The organism is Sideroxyarcus emersonii (assembly GCF_021654335.1).
GTDB lineage: Bacteria > Pseudomonadota > Gammaproteobacteria > Burkholderiales > Gallionellaceae > Sideroxyarcus > Sideroxyarcus emersonii.
Genome location: NZ_AP023423.1, coordinates 197,646 through 216,259 on the forward strand (window position 1 = coordinate 197,646; position 18,614 = coordinate 216,259).

General features: G+C 60.9%; 19 protein-coding genes. 15 read left to right on the plus strand and 4 right to left on the minus strand.

Going from position 1 to position 18,614, the window contains the following annotated elements:
• The first annotated feature begins 110 nt into the window (after positions 1 to 110).
• The 4 genes from L6418_RS00895 to L6418_RS00910 all read left to right on the plus strand — a co-directional run bounded on the left by L6418_RS00895 (position 111) and on the right by L6418_RS00910 (position 5,379).
• Positions 111 to 1,844: an ATP-binding protein gene (locus L6418_RS00895; protein WP_237247605.1), complete on the plus strand. Its 1,734-nt coding sequence runs from the start codon at positions 111 to 113 to the stop codon at positions 1,842 to 1,844.
• A gap of 8 nt (positions 1,845 to 1,852) precedes the next feature.
• Positions 1,853 to 3,733 (plus strand): protein kinase domain-containing protein, encoded by a 1,881-nt coding sequence (locus L6418_RS00900; protein ID WP_237247606.1) that lies wholly within the window; start codon positions 1,853 to 1,855, stop codon positions 3,731 to 3,733.
• An 80-nt stretch (positions 3,734 to 3,813) separates the two neighbouring features.
• A complete protein-coding gene (gene apaG, locus L6418_RS00905; protein WP_237247607.1) occupies positions 3,814 to 4,197 on the plus strand; it encodes a Co2+/Mg2+ efflux protein ApaG in 384 nt (127 codons plus the stop codon).
• A gap of 15 nt (positions 4,198 to 4,212) precedes the next feature.
• Complete coding sequence (locus tag L6418_RS00910; protein ID WP_237247608.1) at positions 4,213 to 5,379, plus strand: murein transglycosylase A; 1,167 nt, start codon at positions 4,213 to 4,215, stop codon at positions 5,377 to 5,379.
• A gap of 10 nt (positions 5,380 to 5,389) precedes the next feature.
• On the opposite strand, the gene L6418_RS00915 is transcribed toward L6418_RS00910, so the two are convergent.
• Complete coding sequence (locus L6418_RS00915; protein WP_237247609.1) at positions 5,390 to 6,265, minus strand: lysophospholipid acyltransferase family protein; 876 nt, start codon at positions 6,263 to 6,265, stop codon at positions 5,390 to 5,392.
• 194 nt (positions 6,266 to 6,459) lie between these two features.
• Between L6418_RS00915 and L6418_RS00920 the strand changes: the two genes are divergently transcribed.
• From L6418_RS00920 to L6418_RS00935, 4 genes are read left to right on the plus strand one after another with little or no spacing between them, the layout of a single operon-like run.
• Positions 6,460 to 6,657, plus strand: coding sequence for a DUF2934 domain-containing protein (locus L6418_RS00920; protein ID WP_237247610.1), 198 nt, complete (start codon positions 6,460 to 6,462; stop codon positions 6,655 to 6,657).
• Between the two features lie 2 nt (positions 6,658 to 6,659).
• The gene (locus L6418_RS00925) at positions 6,660 to 7,049 is read left to right on the plus strand and encodes a PAS domain-containing protein (RefSeq protein ID WP_237247611.1); all 390 of its coding nucleotides are present in this window, start codon (positions 6,660 to 6,662) and stop codon (positions 7,047 to 7,049) included.
• A gap of 53 nt (positions 7,050 to 7,102) precedes the next feature.
• The gene (locus L6418_RS00930) at positions 7,103 to 8,428 is read left to right on the plus strand and encodes a cyclopropane-fatty-acyl-phospholipid synthase family protein (protein WP_237247612.1); all 1,326 of its coding nucleotides are present in this window, start codon (positions 7,103 to 7,105) and stop codon (positions 8,426 to 8,428) included.
• On the plus strand, positions 8,415 to 9,530 hold the full coding sequence (locus L6418_RS00935) for an NAD(P)/FAD-dependent oxidoreductase (RefSeq protein ID WP_237247613.1): 1,116 nt from the start codon (positions 8,415 to 8,417) through the stop codon (positions 9,528 to 9,530). Before L6418_RS00930 ends, L6418_RS00935 begins: the two co-directional genes overlap by 14 nt.
• Positions 9,531 to 9,591: 61 nt before the next feature.
• Here the strand turns inward: L6418_RS00935 and L6418_RS00940 are convergent, their stop codons facing one another.
• The 3 genes from L6418_RS00940 to L6418_RS00950 are packed head-to-tail and all read right to left on the minus strand — an operon-like array spanning position 9,592 to position 11,952.
• Positions 9,592 to 10,047 carry a DUF4149 domain-containing protein gene (locus L6418_RS00940; protein WP_237247614.1) on the minus strand — a complete coding sequence of 152 codons (456 nt, stop codon included), beginning with the start codon at positions 10,045 to 10,047 and terminating at the stop codon, positions 9,592 to 9,594.
• A 19-nt stretch (positions 10,048 to 10,066) separates the two neighbouring features.
• The gene (locus L6418_RS00945; RefSeq protein ID WP_237247615.1) at positions 10,067 to 10,774 is read right to left on the minus strand and encodes a DsbC family protein; all 708 of its coding nucleotides are present in this window, start codon (positions 10,772 to 10,774) and stop codon (positions 10,067 to 10,069) included.
• Positions 10,775 to 10,797: 23 nt separating this feature from the next.
• Entirely contained in the window at positions 10,798 to 11,952 is a 1,155-nt protein-coding gene (locus L6418_RS00950) for a UbiH/UbiF family hydroxylase (protein ID WP_237247616.1), read from the minus strand.
• An 88-nt stretch (positions 11,953 to 12,040) separates the two neighbouring features.
• Here L6418_RS00950 and dusB point away from each other — a divergent pair, with 88 nt between their 5' ends.
• From dusB to L6418_RS00985, 7 genes are all read left to right on the plus strand, one after another.
• A complete protein-coding gene (dusB, locus tag L6418_RS00955; protein ID WP_237247617.1) occupies positions 12,041 to 13,048 on the plus strand; it encodes a tRNA dihydrouridine synthase DusB in 1,008 nt (335 codons plus the stop codon).
• Positions 13,049 to 13,138: 90 nt separating this feature from the next.
• Positions 13,139 to 13,393 carry a helix-turn-helix domain-containing protein gene (locus L6418_RS00960; RefSeq protein WP_237247618.1) on the plus strand — a complete coding sequence of 85 codons (255 nt, stop codon included), beginning with the start codon at positions 13,139 to 13,141 and terminating at the stop codon, positions 13,391 to 13,393.
• 27 nt (positions 13,394 to 13,420) lie between these two features.
• On the plus strand, positions 13,421 to 14,983 hold the full coding sequence (purH, locus tag L6418_RS00965; RefSeq protein ID WP_237247619.1) for a bifunctional phosphoribosylaminoimidazolecarboxamide formyltransferase/IMP cyclohydrolase: 1,563 nt from the start codon (positions 13,421 to 13,423) through the stop codon (positions 14,981 to 14,983).
• Positions 14,984 to 15,124: 141 nt separating this feature from the next.
• A complete protein-coding gene (gene purD, locus L6418_RS00970) occupies positions 15,125 to 16,402 on the plus strand; it encodes a phosphoribosylamine--glycine ligase (RefSeq protein ID WP_237247620.1) in 1,278 nt (425 codons plus the stop codon).
• A 36-nt stretch (positions 16,403 to 16,438) separates the two neighbouring features.
• Positions 16,439 to 16,996 (plus strand): L-threonylcarbamoyladenylate synthase, encoded by a 558-nt coding sequence (locus L6418_RS00975; RefSeq protein WP_237247621.1) that lies wholly within the window; start codon positions 16,439 to 16,441, stop codon positions 16,994 to 16,996.
• 25 nt (positions 16,997 to 17,021) lie between these two features.
• On the plus strand, positions 17,022 to 17,945 hold the full coding sequence (gene hemF, locus L6418_RS00980) for an oxygen-dependent coproporphyrinogen oxidase (RefSeq protein ID WP_237247622.1): 924 nt from the start codon (positions 17,022 to 17,024) through the stop codon (positions 17,943 to 17,945).
• Positions 17,946 to 17,965: 20 nt separating this feature from the next.
• Positions 17,966 to 18,598 (plus strand): class I SAM-dependent methyltransferase, encoded by a 633-nt coding sequence (locus L6418_RS00985; RefSeq protein ID WP_237247623.1) that lies wholly within the window; start codon positions 17,966 to 17,968, stop codon positions 18,596 to 18,598.
• Positions 18,599 to 18,614 lie beyond the last annotated feature (16 nt).

An 18,614-nucleotide genomic window follows, 5' to 3' on the forward strand; every position in this document is an offset into this window, starting at 1 on the left:
CACGGCTGATTCCAGCAGAATCGGCTGCGAGGTTCTGCGTGCGGTGCGCCGCACGATCTGCCAGGCGAGCTTTTGAAGAAACGGTATCGCAGAACAACAACAGGGTTGATATGAACAGATCTGAGATCGAGCAGAACATTCTGATGGGGCTGGTGGTCTCGATCATGCTGGGTGCCCTGTGGTTTTTTTACGATAAGACCCAGGCGGTCGATCTGCGCGAGCAGAACGAGGTGATGAGCCTGCTGAACGAGGTCAAGGAGATCGATGGCCGCTGGGATATGGAAGTGCAGCGCGCGCGCATCGATCTGGGCGGGCAGGATATGCCGGCAGTCCGTACCGATTCCGGCGAAAAAGCGCTGCGCGACATTACCCGTTTCGCCGGGCTGACTTCCAGCAAGGCACTCAGGAGCGGCCTGCCCGAACTCAGAAGCGCCATACAGCTGAAGTCCGAACTGGTGCAGCAATTCCTGTCCGAAAACCGGGCCAACAAGGCGATGCTGCAGGACCTGATGGGTGCGGTAGCCGAATTGACGGCACAGCAGCGGACGCAAAAATCATCGCCATCCTTGTTGCAGGTATTGAGCCGGCTGGGCGAGACCGCCCCGCAATATTTCCTGCACGGGGAAGAATCCCGGCAGCTCATCCTGCAGGATTCGGTGGCGCAACTGGGTACCCTGTTGCCAGGCTCGAACGAGCAGGCGCGGATCGCAACTGCGGTGCAGTCGCTGCTGGAACATGTTCCGGTGGAACTGGGGCATTTCACCCGGCTGGAAGGATTGAGCACGGGGCCGCGACTGATCAACCTGACATTGTCGTTCAATAGCGAGCTGGAAGATGCGCTGCAGGAAAAAGAGCGTTACCGCATTTATCTGGTGTATTACGCATCGGCCCTGCTGGTATTGCTGATCTATTTCGGGGCCAGGTTGAGGGCAGCGAACCAGACCCTGGAGCATCGGGTCGAGGCGCGCACGCGCGAGTTGTCGGATGCCCTGAAGCATCTGAAGGAATCCGAGACGCAATTGATTCAGTCGGAAAAGATGTCCTCGCTCGGGCAAATGGTGGCGGGAGTCGCGCACGAGATCAACACGCCGCTGGCCTACGTGAAGAACAGTCTGGGGCAGGTCTCCGAGCAGCTGCCGGCTATCGGCGATACGCTGGATCACTGCGACAAGCTGCTCGAATTCCTGCGGGCAGGCGACGATGCGGAAGGGCTGTCGCGCGAGTTCCAGCAAACGAGCATGCTGCTCGGTACGCTGAAGCAGCAGCATGTCATCGAGGAATTGAGCAAGCTGGTCAAGGACGGCCTGTTCGGCACCGGCCAGGTGTCGGAGATCGTCGGCAACCTGAAGAACTTCAGCCGGCTTGATCGCAGCAAGGTCGCGCACACCAACCTGAACGAAAGCCTGAACAATACCCTGCTGCTGGCCAAGCACCAGCTCAAGTCCGTCAAGGTGGTCAAGAATTTCGGCGCCATCCCGGAGATCACCTGTGCCCCCTCGCAAATCAACCAGGTGTTCCTGAACCTGGTCACCAACGCCATACAGGCCATGCCGGGCGAGCATGGGACGCTCACCCTGACCTCCCGTGCCGACGGTGAAGGTGTCGCGGTCGATGTGGAGGATGACGGATCCGGCATTCCGGCCGAGGTCATGTCCAAGATATTCGATCCGTTCTTCACGACCAAGGAGGTCGGCAAAGGCACCGGCCTGGGACTGTCCATCTCCTACAAGATCATCCAGCAGCATGGCGGCAGGATCAGCGTCGACTCGAAGCCCAATGTGGGGACGAAGTTCACCGTGTGGCTGCCGCTGACGCCGCCTGACGAAGCGCAACTGGAGGGCTAGTCCGGTCCATGAACGAACCCGTGAAAAAAATCGGCAAGTACCAGATCCAGGGCGAACTCGGCAGCGGAGGCATGGGCATCGTCTACAAGGGCTGGGATCCAGCCATCTCGCGGGAGGTGGCGATCAAGGGCGTCAACAAGAGCGCCTTGCCGGAGGGGGATCGCGAGCATGTGTTGCAGCGCTTCCGCCACGAGGCACAGGCGGTGGGCCGGCTGGTGCATCCGCGCATCGTGCAGATCTACGATTACATCGAGGATGAGCAGGCGGCCTACATCATCATGGAGCTGGTCAACGGCAAGACGCTTGCACACCACCTGGCGGCCAACGAGAAGTTCGGCCTGCAGGAAGTGGCGCAGATCATCTTGCAGACCCTGGACGGCATCGGCTATGCCCATGCGCAAGGCGTGATCCACCGCGACCTGAAGGCGGCCAACGTCATGATCAACAATGACGGGCGCATCAAGATCAACGACTTCGGCATCGCGCGCATCGATTCGTCCGAACTGACCAGGGCCGGCGAACTGGTCGGCACGCCGTCGTACATGTCACCCGAACAATTCACCGGGGCCAAAATCGACCGGACCACGGACCTGTACTCGATCGGCATCCTGGCCTATGAGCTGCTGACCGGCAGGAAACCGTTCACCGGTACGGTCGCTGCCATCATGCAGCAAGTGGTCAATGCCGTGCCCGAAAAACCCTCTGCGCTGAACCCCGCGCTGTCGCCCGAGATCGACCAGGTGCTGGGCAAGGTCCTGGCAAAGAAGCCTGCCGACCGTTACCAGACGGCGCAGGAATTCGCCGATGCCTTCCGGGATGCGATCGACGCGCTGATCGATCAGGGCAAGCCGAAGACCGCAGCGAGCCTCCCCGATGCGTCGAAGTTGCTGGATGCCGCTCGCGGGCTCAGGTTCGATGCGGTGAACGGACACAATGCAGACGCGCCGCAGGAAGCTTTCGGGGACAGTCCGATCACGCTGGAGCCGGGCCTGAAGAAAGCCAACCTGCTGATCGTGGATGACGAGGAGCGCATCCTGACGGCGCTGAAATCGCTGTTCCGCCAGCGTTACCATGTGTTCACCACGACCGACGGCAACAAGGCGCTGGATTTCCTGACCCGCTACCAGATGCACGTCATCATCAGCGACCAGCGCATGCCGGTCATGACGGGAGTGGAGATGCTGCGCCGGTCGCGCGAGATCTCGCCGCGCAGCGTGCGCATCCTGTTGACCGGCTATTCCGACCTGGCCTCCATCGTGGGCTCGATCAACGACGGCGAAGTGTACCGGTTCATCAACAAGCCCTGGGACAACCAGGCGCTGCAGACGCTGGTGGGAGAGGCGGCGACGATCGCGTTCGAACTGGCCAACACGAAGTCCGCCGCCGTGCCCTTGCCGGAAAAGATGGCGGCAGGCGTGCTGGTGATCGACGAAGACGAGGAGGTCTTCCGCGTGGTTCGGGAGCTGATCGGAAGCCTGTGCCCGGTGTTTTACGCGGAGGATACCGATACTGCGTTGAGCCTGCTGAAGAAACATGAAATCGCCGTCGTCATCGCGGATGTCGAATCGAGCCAGGAGCGGCTGACTTCGATGCTCAAGCTGTTGAAACAGGAATATCCGCAGATCCTTTCCATCATCGCAACCAAGGCCAAGGATGCCGAACTGGTGATCGACCTCATCAACCAGGCGCAGGTGTTCCGCATCCTGCACAAGCCGATCAGCGTCCCGACCCTGAAGGTGCAGCTGCACGCCGCGTTGCAGCGCCACCTCGCGTATGCCGAGGTGCCGGAGCTGGTGAAGGCGCATAAAGTCGAGATGCCGGAGAAATTCCGCGTTTCCACCACCGCCGTCAATATCCTGAGAAGGCTCGGGCTGATCCGGCAGCATTAGCCGGTGCGCAATCCGGGCGATTGTCGGCGCGCAGCGAAACGCCGCTTGTCATGGCGTGCAAAATACGGTGAAATGCCGCGATGGAAGATTCCTCCCGCTACCGCATCCAGGTCTCCGTGCAAGTGCGTTACCTTGCCGACCAATCCGACGAAGCCGACAACCGTTATGTGTTCGCATATACCATCACGCTCACCAACGAGGGCGAGCGCGCCGTGCAATTGCTGAGTCGCCACTGGATCATCAATGACGCCAACAACCATGTGCAGGAAGTCAGGGGGAAGGGCGTGGTGGGCGAGCAGCCGGTCATCAAGCCGGGGCAGAGTTTCGAATACACCAGCGGCACCGTGCTGGCCACGCAGGTCGGCACCATGTCGGGCAGCTACCAGATGCAGGTCGAGGACGGTGGGGAATTCTCAGTTCCCATCCCCCAATTCGTGCTGAGCGTCCCGCGCGTACTTCACTAGGCGATGAAGGCAATCATGATCCGGGACAGGTCGATCTGGCTGGCACTGGCTTTGGGGTTGTTGCTTGCAGCCTGTCAGGCGCCGAAGCCGGTACCGGTGGAGGTCAAGGTGCCGGTCGGCAAGGTCGCCCCCGACTTCATGGTCAGCAAGTGGGAGATGTTGCCGGATTGGCCTGCGCCGGACTTGTCCGCCTCGTGGCCGGCAATGCAGCAAAGCTGCCGCGCGCTCCGCCTGAAGCCGGTGTGGTTGCCCATTTGCGCTGCGGCGGCGAAGATAGGCAGCGACGATGTCGCGGCGCAACGCGCTTTCTACGAGACCTGGTTCACGCCCTACCAGGTGTTCAATCCCGACGGAACCGACACCGGTCTCATCACCGGCTATTACGAACCGCTGCTGAAGGGCAGCCGCACGCGCAGCAAGCGCTTCGCCTATCCCCTCTATGCGCCGCCGGATGACATGCTTGAAGTGGACATGGGCGAGCTTTATCCGCAATTCAGGGGGCAGCGGGTGCGCGGCCGACTGGAAGGGAAGCGCGTCGTGCCTTATTTCAACCGTGCCGAGATCGATGCCGGCCTCGATCAGTCGCTGAAAGGACGCGAGCTGTTCTGGGTGGAGGATCCGGTCGAGCTGTTCTTCCTGCAGATACAGGGTTCCGGGCGGATCGAACTTGAAGACGGTACGCGCGTGAAGGTGGGGTATGCCGACCAGAACGGGCATGGCTATGCCTCGATCGGCAAGAAACTCATCGACATGGGCGAGCTCAAGCCGGAAGAAGCCTCCATGCAGGGCATCAAGAATTGGGCCGTGAAGAATCCAGAGCGGCTATTTGTGCTGCTGGGACAGAACCCCAGCTATGTCTTCTTCCGCGTGCTGCCGGATTCGCTTTCCGCGCCGCTCGGTGCACTGGGCGTGCCGCTGACCAATGAATACAGCATCGCTGTCGATCCGCGCACCATCCCGCTGGGCGTGCCGGTGTTCCTGTCCACTACTTATCCGAACAGCGGCAATCCCCTCAACCGCCTCATGTTCGCGCAGGATACCGGCGGTGCGATCAAGGGCGCGGTACGTGCCGACTTCTTCTGGGGCTTCGGTGACTATGCAGCGGTGCGTGCCGGCAGCATGAAACAGCCCGGGCGCATGTGGGTGCTGTTCCCGCGGGGCGGCGAACCGGCATTGAATTGATGCGGCCGCATCACTTCGGATAGAGCGGGGGCGCTCCCTCGGGGCGGGTCTTGAAGCGCTTGTGCAACCAGAAATATTGTTCCGGGATTTCCTGCACCCTTTGTTCGATGAATTCGTTCACGCGTCGCGTATCGGCGATGTCATCCCCGCTAGGATAGTTCTCCCAGGCCGGATAGAAGGTCAGCACGTATCCTTCCCCGCCGGGCAGCAGGCGGGTGACGCAGGGCACGACCCTGGCGCCGGTCATTTGTGCGATGCGCGGCACCGAAGTCATGGTTGCTGCGGGCACGCCGAAGAAGGGGATGAATGCACCATCCTTCACACCCTGGTCCTGATCCGGGAGATAAAAGAAGGGTCTGCCTGCCCGGATGCATTTCAGGATGGGGCGCAGTCCTTGCTGGCGCGAATAAAGGTGTTGATGGCGGAAACGCCCGCGCTTTTTCAGCAACAGTTCGGTCAGATACCTGTTCTTCTGGTTCGCATACATGCTGACGCCGTCGGTGTGCAGCGCGACCCACTGTCCGCCGATATCCATGCCGACGAAATGCGGCATCAGCAAGATGGAAGGCTTGTCCTTGATTGCCTCGAAATGTTCGACGCCTTCGACCCGGATCAGGCCGAGTATCCGATCGGCACTGGACCACCACAGGATGCTGCGCTCGATCAGGCTGCGGCAGAACACCTTGAAGTGCTCGCGCACCAGCTTCCTGCGCACTGCATCGCTCATGTCGGGGAAGCACAACGCCAGATTGATCATGCCGACCTTGCGGCGCTCGCCGGCCAATGGGTAAAGCAGTGTGCCGAGCCCATTGCCGATGGCGACGATCACCCGGAAAGGCAGGAAATGGATCAGCCAGAAGATGAAAACGCCGATGCGTATCAGCAATATCGTTCCTTCTAAGTAGTTGGTCTGAGTTCGGAGGAAGTTCATCTAGGCTATATGCCCGCTATTCTAGCCAACTGGAGGACAGCTTCCAATAACACCTACGTATATTCCCGTATTTATCCGGCCAGAATAGCGGCGTACATTTAATCGTCCCAGCACACCCATTTATCAATATCTTGATCAGGGAGCGTGACATGAGACCGAGCAAACAAAGCAAATCGAGTCGCCAGATTGCCGATATTCCCCCCCCGATCCCCCCGGACTTGCGAGAAAAAATCGAGATAAGCGCCTATTACAAATCCGCGGCCAGAGGTTTTGCCCCGGGGTACGAGCTCGACGACTGGTTGGCGGCCGAGGCCGAAATCAGCTCCAGCGGAAGAAAGGATCACTGACCATGGACGCGTTACAAACACAGGTTTTCGGCTCGATGCAATATCGGTCGGGGATGAGCGAGCCGGCTGCGCTTACGCTGGACCAAGGCGGGATGATCCAGGATTGCACCGATGCCGGCGAAGAGCTGTTCGGCTTCAGCCGCAACGAGCTGGCGCAGCATCATATCTCGCTGCTGTTTCCGCAGCTGTCCGATACCGCGTTGTTGAGCAACGGACTGATCAATTCGCGTTTGCTCTTCCTGTCCCATTGCGGGCATCTTTTCTGGGCAATGGACAGGGACGGCGAGGCATTCTTCAGCGAGCTGTTCTTCTCCCAGCTGGAATATGGGGCGCATCCCATTTTGCGCGTGATCGTTCGGCCTTCGGATGGCGCTCCCCGTCCGAATGCCTGAAGCAGGCGTCCTGCAATGAAATAGACCGGTCGAAAACAAGCCAGGGAGCGGACATGAGGTCAGAACGAGCAGAAGAACCTTCCAGCAAAACGATTCGCGGTGAATACAACTACCTGGCATCTGCTGCCGAGCCGCCAATGACCTTTGGCGGCATGCTGTCTGCCGGCGCGCGGTTGCTGCTGGCGAAGATCATGAATGCTCTTGGCAATCCGCCGGTACAGGTGGTGCTGTGGAACGGCCTGGTGATAGAGGCCAACCATGGCAGCAGCGTAGCGCGCGTGGTCATCCGCGATCCTGGTGCGCTGGTGAAACTGTTCATCGACCATGAGCTTTATTTCGGCGAACTGTACTCCGAGGGACGCATCGAGGTGCAGGGCAACCTGCTGGAATTCCTCGAGGCGGTATTCAGGGTCTGGCCGTTGCGCAGCCAGGACAAGGTGGTGAAAAAACTGCTGGCGCCCATCTACGATGTGCGGCGCAACACCATCATCGGCGCGCGGCGCAACATCCGGCACCACTACGACATCGGCAACAGTTTCTACAAGCTCTGGCTGGAGGAGCGGATGGTCTATACCTGTGCGTATTTTTCGCATGGTGCCGCCAGCCTGGAGGAGGCGCAGCTCGCCAAAATGGATCACGTTTGCCGCAAGCTGCGCCTGCAGCCCGGCGATGCCGTAGTGGAGGCCGGCTGCGGCTGGGGTGCCCTGGCCATGCACATGGCGAGGCACTACGGGGCGAAGGTGCGTGCCTACAACATCTCCACGGAGCAGATCGCCTTTGCCCGGCAGCGCGCTGCCGCCGAAGGGCTGGATGGCATGGTCGAATTCGTCGAAGACGACTACCGCAACGTGCGCGGCAAGTTCGACGCTTTCGTTTCGGTCGGCATGCTGGAACATGTGGGGACGGAGCATTACCAGGAGCTGGGAGCGGTCTTAGACCGGTGCCTCAAACCGGAGGGACGGGGCCTGATCCACACCATAGGGCTGAACTATCCCCGCCCGATGGATGCCTGGGCGGAACGCCATATTTTCCCCGGCGCCAGTCCGCCGAGTCTTGCGCAGATGATGCAGATCTTCGAACCGTTCGATTTTTCCGTTCTGGATGTGGAGAACCTGCGCATGCACTATGCCAGGACGCTCGAACACTGGCTGCAGCGGTACGAGGATAACGTCGAGCGCGTGCAGGAGATGTTCGATGAAAGGTTCGTGCGTGCGTGGCGGCTGTACCTGGCCGGCTCCCTGACCACCTTCAAGACCGGCGACATGCAACTGTTCCAGGTTTCCTTTGCGCGTGCAGGGAACAACCAGATTCCCTGGACCCGGCAATACCTGTATGAAACGGCACATCCTTCCACTGGAGCAGATCATGCAAAACTGTGATGTGCTCATTGTGGGCGGCGGCCCGGCGGGATCGAGCTGTGCCTGGCAACTGCGTCGGCATGGCATGGATGTGATGGTCATGGACAAGGCATTATTCCCGCGCGACAAGGTGTGCGCCGGCTGGGTCACCCCGGCGGTGCTGGAGGCCTTGCAACTCGATATGGCGGAGTACGCCGGGCAACATGTGTTGCAGCCGATCACGGCCTTCCGCACCGGCCTGATCGATGGCGGCAATCTGGAGACCCGCTATGCGGACACGGTGAGTTACGGTATTCGCCGCTACGAATTCGACGACTATCTGCTGCGCCGTTCGGCAGCCCGTCTGCTGCTTGGCCAGGGCCTGAACTCCTTGCGTCGGGATGGCAGGTTCTGGATCGTCAACGAAGCCATCTCGACCCCGATGCTCGTCGGTGCCGGCGGGCATTTCTGCCCCGTGGCCCGCCACATGGGGGCCAAGCTGGGGGCCGACGAACCCGTGATCGCCGCAAAAGAAATCGAATTCAGGCTGAACATGGCGCAGAGCGAAGACTGCCGCGTGCAGGGGAATATGCCTGAACTATATTTTTGCCGCGACCTGAAAGGGTATGGATGGTGCTTCCGCAAGGGCAGCTATCTCAATATCGGGCTGGGACGCGAGGGGAGTCATCACCTTTCCGATCATCTGGCCCATTTTTGCAATTTCCTGAAGCAGCGCGGCAGGATCCCGCAGGATATCCCGGACCGTTTTCATGGGCATGCTTACCTGCTCTATGGACATGCCGTCCGCAGCCAGATCGGCGACGGCGTACTGCTCGTCGGCGATGCGGCCGGGTTGGCCTATCCGCAAAGCGGCGAGGGAATCCGGCCGGCCGTCGAGTCCGGTCTCATGGCCGCCGCCAGCATCCTGGAGGCGCGCGAAGATTACCGCGAACAACAATTGCGCCCCTACCGCGACGGCCTGATCGCGCGTTTTGGGCCAACCGTGACGACTGAGGGCATGGGGCCGGCGTTCATGCGCACGCTGCTTGGCGGGGTGCTGCTGGGCAACAGGTGGTTCACCCGCCATGTGGTACTGGATCGCTGGTTCCTGCATTCCCATCAGGCCGCGGCGCAGGCAGCCTGACGTTCGGCTTCCCTGCGCATCAGTATTGACTGCTATCTTCCCGATGCGCGAAGCGGGGCGGTCATTTGCCCCTTGTATCCAGCACCAGTACGATGCCGAGCAAGCTCTGTATCAGGTAGAGAATGCCGGATACGGCGTGCCAGGTCCTGAACTGTGCCGCGAAGGCACTCTGCATCACTTCCAGCGGCAAGGCCTGTGCCTTGAGGCTGGCGAGGATGGGCTGCAGTCCGAATTGCCCGACGAGGACGAGCAGCAACATCGCGAGGGTGACGAGGAAGGGGCGGCTTCTTGGCGCAGCTTGGCCGGATTGCCGCAACTGAAAGGCGAGCAGGTACAGTGCACAACCGATGCCGATGTAAGCCAGCAGGGTGAACATCTGGCCTGCCACCATGCCGGCCATCTGGCGGTCGGGCAGCCACCTGAACAGCACGGGTACGGCCACGTAGCCGAGCATCCACATGCCGCCCACCCACAAGGTGGCACTCAGTGTGGCGAGGTGCCGGAACAGGTTGCGCAAGATTGCCTGCCGTTGCCGCTTATTTGTTGTTATCCAGCGCCTTTTCCAGCTCGGCGGCAGGTAGGTAACCGGGATTGACGACCCCATTGGCGAAGACCAGCGCCGGCGTGCCGTTCACCTTGAGGTTCCTGCCCAGCGCCATTACTTTCTCGGTAGGGGCGTCACACTTGGCGGCCGCCGGTTGTATGCCCTTCAGCATCAGGTCGTCCCAGGCCTTGGCCGGATCCGGGCTGCACCAGATCGCCTGCACTTTTTCCGGTGAGCCCGGGAAGATGGGGTAGAGGAACAGGTATAGCGTGACGTTGTTCACGCTTTCCAGTTCGTGCTCCAGCTTCTTGCAGAAACCGCAGTTCGGATCGGCGAAATAGGCCATCTTGCGGCTGCCGTTACCCTTGACCTTCTTCACGGCGAGTTCCAGCGGCAGCTTGCTGAAATCGATCGCGAACAATTTCTGCGCACGCGCCTGGGTGATGTTCTGCCTTGCCTTCAGGTCGAACATGCTGCCATCGATGAGGTATTGCGCGGTCTTGTCGGTATAGAAGATGTGATCTCCCGTCACCACTTCGTATAAGCCGGGGATCGGCGACTTGTTGACCTGGTCGACCGGGCCGATCAGCTGTTCGTAGTTCTTGAGCAGCGTGTCCTTGATGGCGGCGGCAGTCTTGTCGGTCTCGGCTGCGTGGGCGAAAGAGACGGAAAGCAGCAATAACAGCAGGGTTCTGAGCATTTGTTACATCCTTGAGGAAAGAATCAATTGAGCGCGTGGCGCACCAGCATTTTCTTCAGCGGCACGATCCGGTTGGTTGCGTCGAGGCCTGCATTGCGCAAGGTGCGCAGCAGCGGGTTGTCGTTGACGAACAGGTTCTTCAGGGTGTCGGTGGTGAGCTGCATGGACATGATATCGCCCTGGCGTGCTTTTTCGTAGCGCCGCAACAGGCTGATATCGCCGCAATCCAGTGCACCGCGTTGCGACAATACCTTTGCCAGTTCACGCACATCGCGCAGGCCAAGGTTCACGCCCTGTCCAGAGAGCGGATGCACGTTATGGGCGGCATCGCCGATCAGCGCCAGGCGCGGCTTGGCCAGGTGCGCCAGGTTCAGCACACGCAAGGCAAAAGCGGCCGGCGGAGTGATGACTTGCAATTCTCCCAGCGTGTGGTTCGAGGCCTCGGATACGCGTGCACAGAATGCTTCGTGAGTGAGCGCCAGCAATTCGGCTGATTGCTCCGGGCTGACCGACCATACGATGGAAATGCGCTTGCCCGGCAGCGGCAGCAGGGCAAGGATGCCGTCAGGCTGGAACCATTGATATGCGATGCCGCGATGTGCCTTGGAGATGCTGAAGTTGGCGACCACTCCGTGCTGATGATACGGCGTGGGTGCTTCCGGCATGACTGCCTGATGGCGCACCCAGGAATCGCGGCCGTCCGCACCAACAACGAGCCTGGCGCGGATCTCACGACCGTCCTGCAGACGCAGGCGGGCGGCATCTTCCTGTACGGTCAGATCGGCACATTGCGCAGGGTGCAGCAACGTGAGGTTGTCCTGTGTTTCGAGGCCTTGCCACAGCGCGTGCTGCAACAGGCGGCTTTCCAGGATGAAGGCCAGCTCAGGCGCGCCGATCTCATAGGCGCTGAAATTCAGCCTGGAGCCGGTATCGCCGAACACGCGCATTTCTTCCACCTGTTGTATGCGTGATGCATCCAGGCGTTGCCATGCACCGCATTCGTGCAGAAAATCCACGTTGCCGGGGGTGAATGCGTAGATCCGGCTATCCCAGCCGGAATCGAGCCTGGGCAAGGGCTGGCCTTCGATCAAGGCCAAGCGCAGGCCGCTGTTGCGGAGCGCGCAGGCCAAGCTGGCCCCCACCAGTCCGCCGCCGATGATAACGATATCGAAGTCCATGTCGATGCCCGTTCGCAGAAAAATCTCTGTGCATCATAGCATGGGCGGATTGATTAATTTATAATCGCCGCCCCCTTCGGAAATCGCCATGCAGATCGGACGCTATAAACTGAAAAACAATCTTGTCGTTGCCCCCATGGCGGGTGTGACCGACAGGCCGTTCCGCATGCTGTGCAAGCGCATGGGCGCTGGCATGGCGGTGTCCGAGATGGTGGCCTCCAATTCGCTGCTGTACGGCTCCGAGAAGACCAAGCGCCGCGCTAACCACGAAGGCGAGGTCGACCCGATCTCGGTACAGATCGTCGGCGCCGATCCTGCCATGCTGGCGCAGGCTGCCCGCTACAACGTCGATCATGGCGCACAGATCATCGATATCAACATGGGCTGTCCGGCCAAGAAGATCTGCAATGTAATGGCCGGTTCTGCGCTGATGCAGAACGAAAAGCTGGTGGCCGAGATCCTTGAGGCGGTGGTTGGCGCGGTGGACGTGCCGGTCACCCTGAAAATTCGCACCGGCTGGGACAAGGCCAACCGCAATGCGGTGAACATCGCGCGCATCGCCCAATCCAGCGGCATCCAGGCACTGGCCATCCATGGCCGCACGCGAGCCTGCGCTTACACCGGCGATGCCGAATACGACACCATCCGTGCGGTGAAGGCGGAAGTGAACATCCCTATCATCGCCAACGGTGACATCACCACCCCGGAAAAAGCGCGCTTCGTGCTGCAGCACACCGGTGCCGATGCGGTGATGATCGGCCGCGCCGCACAGGGGCGGCCCTGGCTGTTCCGCGAGATCGAGCATTTCCTGCAGACCGGTACGCACCTGCTTGCGCCGCACGTCGGCGAGATACAGGACGTGCTGATCGCCCATATGCACGACCTGTACGATTTCTACGGCGAACACACCGGGCTGCGCGTGGCGCGCAAGCACATCTCCTGGTATACCAAAGGCCTGCCCGGTTCGGCCGTGTTCCGCCATCGCATGAACCAGCTGGAGAGCGTGGACGAACAGATGCAGGCCGTCACGGAATTTTTTGAAGAACAAAAAACGGGCAGCGAACGACTGCTTTATGAAGGGGAGATGGCGGCATAGCCGGCAGACTGGGCGCGCATGCATCCACAGGCATGGCGCGTCCCGATTTGCTGCATGCAGAGCCGGGGTAGTGGATAACAAGGGGGCAGCATGACCGAAGATTGCGGCATCAACGAGAACGATATCGCCAAGCACGTGCGCAAGGCGGTGAACGACTATTTCAAGGACCTCGACGGCGAAGAGCCGTCGTGCGGGATATACGACATGGTGATCTGTTGCGCGGAAAAGCCGCTGATCGAGACCGTGTTGCACCATGCCGGCGGCAACCAGACGCGCGCCGCCGAATTGCTCGGCATCAATCGCAACACCCTGCGCAAGAAGATGCAGGACCATCGCATCAAATAAAGATCCAAATTTAAGGAAAAAATCCACATGGCCATCACTCAAGCTCTCATCAGCGTGTCGGACAAATCCGGCGTTCTCGAATTCGCCCAGGGGCTGCATGCGCTTGGCGTGAAGATCCTGTCCACCGGCGGCACGGCCAAACTGCTGGCCGACAACAAGATCCCGGTCACCGAAGTGGCGGACTACACCGGCTTCCCCGAGATGCTGGACGGGCGCGTGAAGACGCTGCAGCCGAAAGTGCACGCCGGCATCCTGGCGCGCCGCGACCTGCCGGAACATGTCGCCACGCTGAAGAAGCACGACATCCCGACCATCGACCTGGTGGTAGTGAACCTGTACCCGTTCGCGGCGACCATCGCCAAGCCCGGCTGCACGCTGGAAGACGCCATCGAGAACATCGACATCGGCGGCCCGACCATGGTGCGCTCCGCCGCCAAGAACCACGCGCATGTCGCCATCGTCACCGACCCGGCCGATTACGCCGACGTGCTGGCCGAGATGCAGACCAACAAGTGCACCGTCAGCGATGCAACGCGTTTCGACCTGGCCAAGAAGGCGTTCTCGCACACCGCTGCCTACGACAGCATGATCAGCAACTACCTCACCGCCATCAACGGCGACGGCAGCAAGAGCGACTTTCCGGCGCAGATCAACTTCAACTTTGCCAAGGTGCAGGAGATGCGCTACGGCGAGAACCCGCACCAGAAGGCCGCGTTCTACCGCGACCTCATCACCCTGCCCGGCGGCATCGCCGGCTACACCCAGCTGCAGGGCAAGGAACTCAGCTACAACAACATCGGCGATTCCGATGCGGCATGGGAGCTGGTGAAGACCTTCGACGAACCGGCCTGCGTCATCGTCAAGCACGCCAACCCCTGCGGCGTCGCCATCGCCGACACCGCGCTGAACGCCTACAAGCTGGCCTATGCGACCGACACCACCTCCGCGTTCGGCGGCATCATCGCCTTCAACCGCGAACTGGATGCCGAGACTGCCACGCAGATCACCACCAACCAGTTTGTCGAAGTCATCATTGCGCCCTCCGCCACCGAAGCCGCATTAAAGGTCACCGCCGCCAAGCAGAACGTGCGAGTGCTTTCCGTGCCGCTGTCGAACGCGCATAACCAGTTCGACTTCAAGCGCGTGAGCGGCGGCCTGCTGGTGCAGACGCCGGATGCGCTCAATGTGCAGGCTTCGCAGCTCAAGGTCGTCACCAAGGCGCAGCCCACCAGGGAACAATTGGTCGACCTGCTGTTCGCGTGGCGCGTGGCAAAGTACGTCAAGTCCAACGCCATCGTGTTCTGCAAGGGCGGCCAGACACTGGGTGTCGGCGCGGGCCAGATGAGCCGGGTGGATTCCACTCGCATCGCCAGCATCAAGGCACAGAACGCAGGCCTCAGCCTGACGGGCTCAGTTGTCGCGTCGGATGCCTTCTTCCCGTTCCGCGACGGCGTCGATGTGTTGGCGGAAGCCGGCGCAAAGGCGGTCATCCAGCCCGGCGGTTCGATGCGTGACGAGGAAGTCATCGCGGCGGCGGACGAGCATGGCATCGCCATGGTGGTTACCGGCTACAGGCACTTCCGCCACTAACGTATAACGTCCCCTCCCTTTGCAGGCGGAGGGCTAGGGAGGGGGTAGAAGCGTTTGCTTCCATTTCGCATTTCTACCCCCATCCTAACCTTCCCTCTGTAAGGGGAAGGAATTTGAGTTATTCGCCACTTTGAGGTTGAAATGAAAATATTAGTCATCGGTTCCGGCGGTCGCGAGCACGCGCTGGCCTGGCGTCTGGCGCAGGGCGCCAAGGTGCAGAAAGTGTATGTCGCGCCGGGCAATGCGGGTACGGCGCTGGAAGAGGGCGTGGAGAACGTCGCCATCACTGCCATCCCTGAACTCATCGAATTCGTGAAACGCGAGAGCATCGAACTCACCGTGGTCGGCCCGGAAGCGCCGCTGGCGGCCGGCGTGGTCGACGCATTCCGCGCGGCGGGACTGAAGATATTCGGACCCACCAAGGCGGCGGCGCAGCTCGAATCCTCCAAGGATTTCGCCAAGCGCTTCATGACGCGCCACAACATCCCCACTGCGTTCTTCGAAACCTTCACCGATGTCGAAGAAGCGTTTGCTTATGTTGAAAAGCACCACAAGAACGGTCGCATTGTGGTCAAAGCAGATGGATTGGCGGCGGGTAAAGGTGTGGTAGTAGCGGAATCACAGCCAGAAGCCAAATCTGCAATCAAGATGATGCTGGCGGACAATGAATTCGGCGATGCCGGAGCGCGCGTGGTGATCGAAGAATTCCTCGAAGGCGAAGAAGCCAGCTTCATCGTCATGGCCGACGGCAAAAACGTGCTGGCGATGGCGACCAGCCAGGACCACAAACGTTTGCTCGATGGTGACAACGGCCCCAACACCGGCGGCATGGGTGCGTACTCCCCGGCGCCGGTGGTCACGCCGACGATCCATGCCAAGGTGCTGCGCGAAGTCATCCAGCCGGTGGTGCGCGGCATGGAAAGCGAAGGCATCACCTATACCGGCTTCCTGTACGCTGGCCTGATGATCGATCCGCAAGGCGGCATCAAGGTGCTGGAATTCAACTGCCGCATGGGCGACCCGGAGACGCAGCCCATCATGCTGCGCCTGAAGAGCGACTTCGCCGCCATCGTCGAACATGCCATCAACGGCACCTTGGACAAGGTCGAGGCGGAATGGGATCGACGCACTGCGCTGGGCGTGGTGATGGCCGCGGCCAACTATCCCGATACGCCGCGCAAGGGCGACATCATCGCGGGCTTGCCGAAGAAGCTGGAAGACGCGCATGTGTTCCATGCCGGCACCGCCATGCAGGACGGCAAGGTCGTCACCAACGGCGGACGCGTGCTGTGCGTGGTAGCGCTGGGCGATATGGTGAAGCAGGCGCAGAAGCGCGCTTACGAAGTCGCCGATACCATCCGCTTCGATGGTTGTCAGATGCGGCGGGATATCGGCTATCGCGCCATCGGCCGGAAATAAGATCCAGGCCTGCCGGTCTGAACTTTGGGGCAGCGATTGCGACGCGCAACCTTCTCATCCCGTCGGCTTGCTTCCCACCTCAAGCGCGGTGGTCTCATCGCCTATCCCACCGAATCCTGCTACGGCTTCGGCTGCGATCCGGACAACCGTCGGGCGGTGCAGCGTTTGCTCAAACTCAAGCAGCGTCCGCAACGCAAGGGCCTGATCCTCATCGCTTCACATTATCGCCAGGTGGCTCGCTATCTGCAGCCGCTTGCACCTGCCGAACAGGCCAGGCTGCAGCACGATGGTGCGCAGGCCGTCACCTACCTGATGCCGGTCCGGCCTTCCTGCCCGCGCTGGCTGCGCGGTGAGCATGACACGCTGGCGGTGCGGCTGACCGCGCACCCGCTGGCCAGGCAGCTGTGCCGCAGCGCGGGCAGCGCACTGGTCTCCACCAGTGCCAACCTGAGCGGGCAACGTCCGGTCAAGACCTATGCCGAATGCCGGCGCCTGTTCGGAAAGCAGGTCTGGGTGCTGCGCGGCAAGGTGGGCAAGCGCAAGCGGCCATCGACGATACGCACTTGGATGGATGGTAGAATCGTCAGAAATTAAAACAGAACCAAGGGAGAGTAGGGTCATGAGCAACGTCAATTCCGCCGCCGTCAAAGAATACCTGCTGGAGCTGCAAGAGCTCATCGTCGACCGTCTGGAGCAGGTGGACGGCAAGAAATTCCTGCGCGACAAATGGGAGCGCGCCACCGGCAGCGGCGGCATCGGCAAGGGAGAGGGTATCAGCTGCATCATAGAAGAGGGCAATGTGCTGGAGCGCGGCGGCGTGGCGTTCTCGCATGTGCAGGGCGACAAGATGCCTGCCTCCGCCACGGCGCACCGCCCGGAACTGGCGGGCTGCAGCTGGGAGGCGATGGGCGTGTCGCTGGTGATGCATCCGCGCAATCCCTACGCACCGACCTCGCATGCCAACGTGCGCATGTTCATGGCGCACAAACCCAATGGCGATAAAGTGTTCTGGTTCGGCGGCGGCATGGACCTAACGCCTTACTACGGCTTCGAGGAAGATGCGAAACATTTCCACCAGATCTGCAAGAACTCGCTGGCCCCATTCGATCCATCGCTGCATCCGCGCTTCAAGAAATGGTGCGACGAGTACTTCTTCCTCAAGCACCGCGGCGAACCGCGCGGTGTGGGCGGCATCTTCTTCGACGACATGAGCGAGCCGGATTTCGACACCGCCTTTGCCATCCAGCAAAGCGTCGGCGACCATTACCTGTCTGCCTACGTGCCGCTGCTGGAGAAGCGCAAGGACATGCCCTACGGCGAACGCGAGCGCGACTTCCAGCTCTATCGCCGCGGCCGCTATGTCGAGTTCAACCTGGTCATCGACCGCGGCACCATCTTCGGCCTGCAGTCGAACGGCCGCACCGAATCCATCCTGCTGTCCATGCCGCCGCTGGTGAAATGGCGCTACGACTGGCACCCGGAGAAGGGGACGCCGGAAGCGGAGTTGTACGACAAGTATCTGGTGCCCAGGGATTGGGTGTGACTATTAAACGGGAGGCCGGTATGCAACCTAAAGATCATTGGGAAACGGTATATGCGACCAAGCCTACCGATACGGTGAGCTGGTTCCAGCCGCACGCGCAGTTATCACTCGACCTGATCAAGGCAGCCACTGCCGACAAGGATGCAGGCATCATCGATGTCGGCGGAGGTGCGTCGACGCTGGTGGACGACCTGCTGGCAGAAGGCTATCGCGACCTGACGGTGCTCGATCTCTCCGCTGCGGCCCTGAATGCGGCGCGCCAGCGTCTGGGGAAGGAAGAGGCCAAGGTGCGCTGGATCGAGGCGGATATCACCGAGGTCGACCTGCCTGCCAGGCGCTACGATGTCTGGCACGACCGCGCCGTGTTCCATTTCCTGACCAGCCAACAGCAGCGCAATGCTTACGTGCGCACCGTGTTCAATGCGGTCAAGCCGGGAGGGCATGTCATCGTTGCCACGTTCGCCGAGGACGGTCCGCTGCAATGCAGCGGCCTGCCGGTGATGCGCTATCGCGCGGACGAGCTGCACGACGAATTCGGCGATGCCTTCACCTTGCTGAAGCACCAGAAGGAAGAGCACCACACGCCGTCGGGCAAGGTACAGCAGTTCGTGTATTGCTACTGCCGGCGCATCAACTGGAGCGGCAACTCCTGACCTTCCGCAATGCCAC

Excerpts from the sequence above, each read along its gene's own strand:
- purD (WP_237247620.1), top strand. The coding sequence starts at position 15,125 with ATGAAAATATTAGTCATCGGTTCCGGCGGTCGCGAGCACGCGCTGGCC.
- hemF (WP_237247622.1), top strand. The coding sequence starts at position 17,022 with ATGAGCAACGTCAATTCCGCCGCCGTCAAAGAATACCTGCTGGAGCTG.
- L6418_RS00950 (WP_237247616.1), bottom strand. The coding sequence starts at position 11,952 with ATGGACTTCGATATCGTTATCATCGGCGGCGGACTGGTGGGGGCCAGC.
- L6418_RS00930 (WP_237247612.1), top strand. The coding sequence starts at position 7,103 with ATGAGGTCAGAACGAGCAGAAGAACCTTCCAGCAAAACGATTCGCGGT.
- L6418_RS00900 (WP_237247606.1), top strand. The coding sequence starts at position 1,853 with ATGAACGAACCCGTGAAAAAAATCGGCAAGTACCAGATCCAGGGCGAA.
- L6418_RS00945 (WP_237247615.1), bottom strand. The coding sequence starts at position 10,774 with ATGCTCAGAACCCTGCTGTTATTGCTGCTTTCCGTCTCTTTCGCCCAC.
- L6418_RS00960 (WP_237247618.1), top strand. The coding sequence starts at position 13,139 with ATGACCGAAGATTGCGGCATCAACGAGAACGATATCGCCAAGCACGTG.
- purH (WP_237247619.1), top strand. The coding sequence starts at position 13,421 with ATGGCCATCACTCAAGCTCTCATCAGCGTGTCGGACAAATCCGGCGTT.
- L6418_RS00985 (WP_237247623.1), top strand. The coding sequence starts at position 17,966 with ATGCAACCTAAAGATCATTGGGAAACGGTATATGCGACCAAGCCTACC.
- apaG (WP_237247607.1), top strand. The coding sequence starts at position 3,814 with ATGGAAGATTCCTCCCGCTACCGCATCCAGGTCTCCGTGCAAGTGCGT.
- L6418_RS00925 (WP_237247611.1), top strand. The coding sequence starts at position 6,660 with ATGGACGCGTTACAAACACAGGTTTTCGGCTCGATGCAATATCGGTCG.
- L6418_RS00920 (WP_237247610.1), top strand. The coding sequence starts at position 6,460 with ATGAGACCGAGCAAACAAAGCAAATCGAGTCGCCAGATTGCCGATATT.
- L6418_RS00935 (WP_237247613.1), top strand. The coding sequence starts at position 8,415 with ATGCAAAACTGTGATGTGCTCATTGTGGGCGGCGGCCCGGCGGGATCG.
- L6418_RS00910 (WP_237247608.1), top strand. The coding sequence starts at position 4,213 with ATGATCCGGGACAGGTCGATCTGGCTGGCACTGGCTTTGGGGTTGTTG.
- dusB (WP_237247617.1), top strand. The coding sequence starts at position 12,041 with ATGCAGATCGGACGCTATAAACTGAAAAACAATCTTGTCGTTGCCCCC.
- L6418_RS00895 (WP_237247605.1), top strand. The coding sequence starts at position 111 with ATGAACAGATCTGAGATCGAGCAGAACATTCTGATGGGGCTGGTGGTC.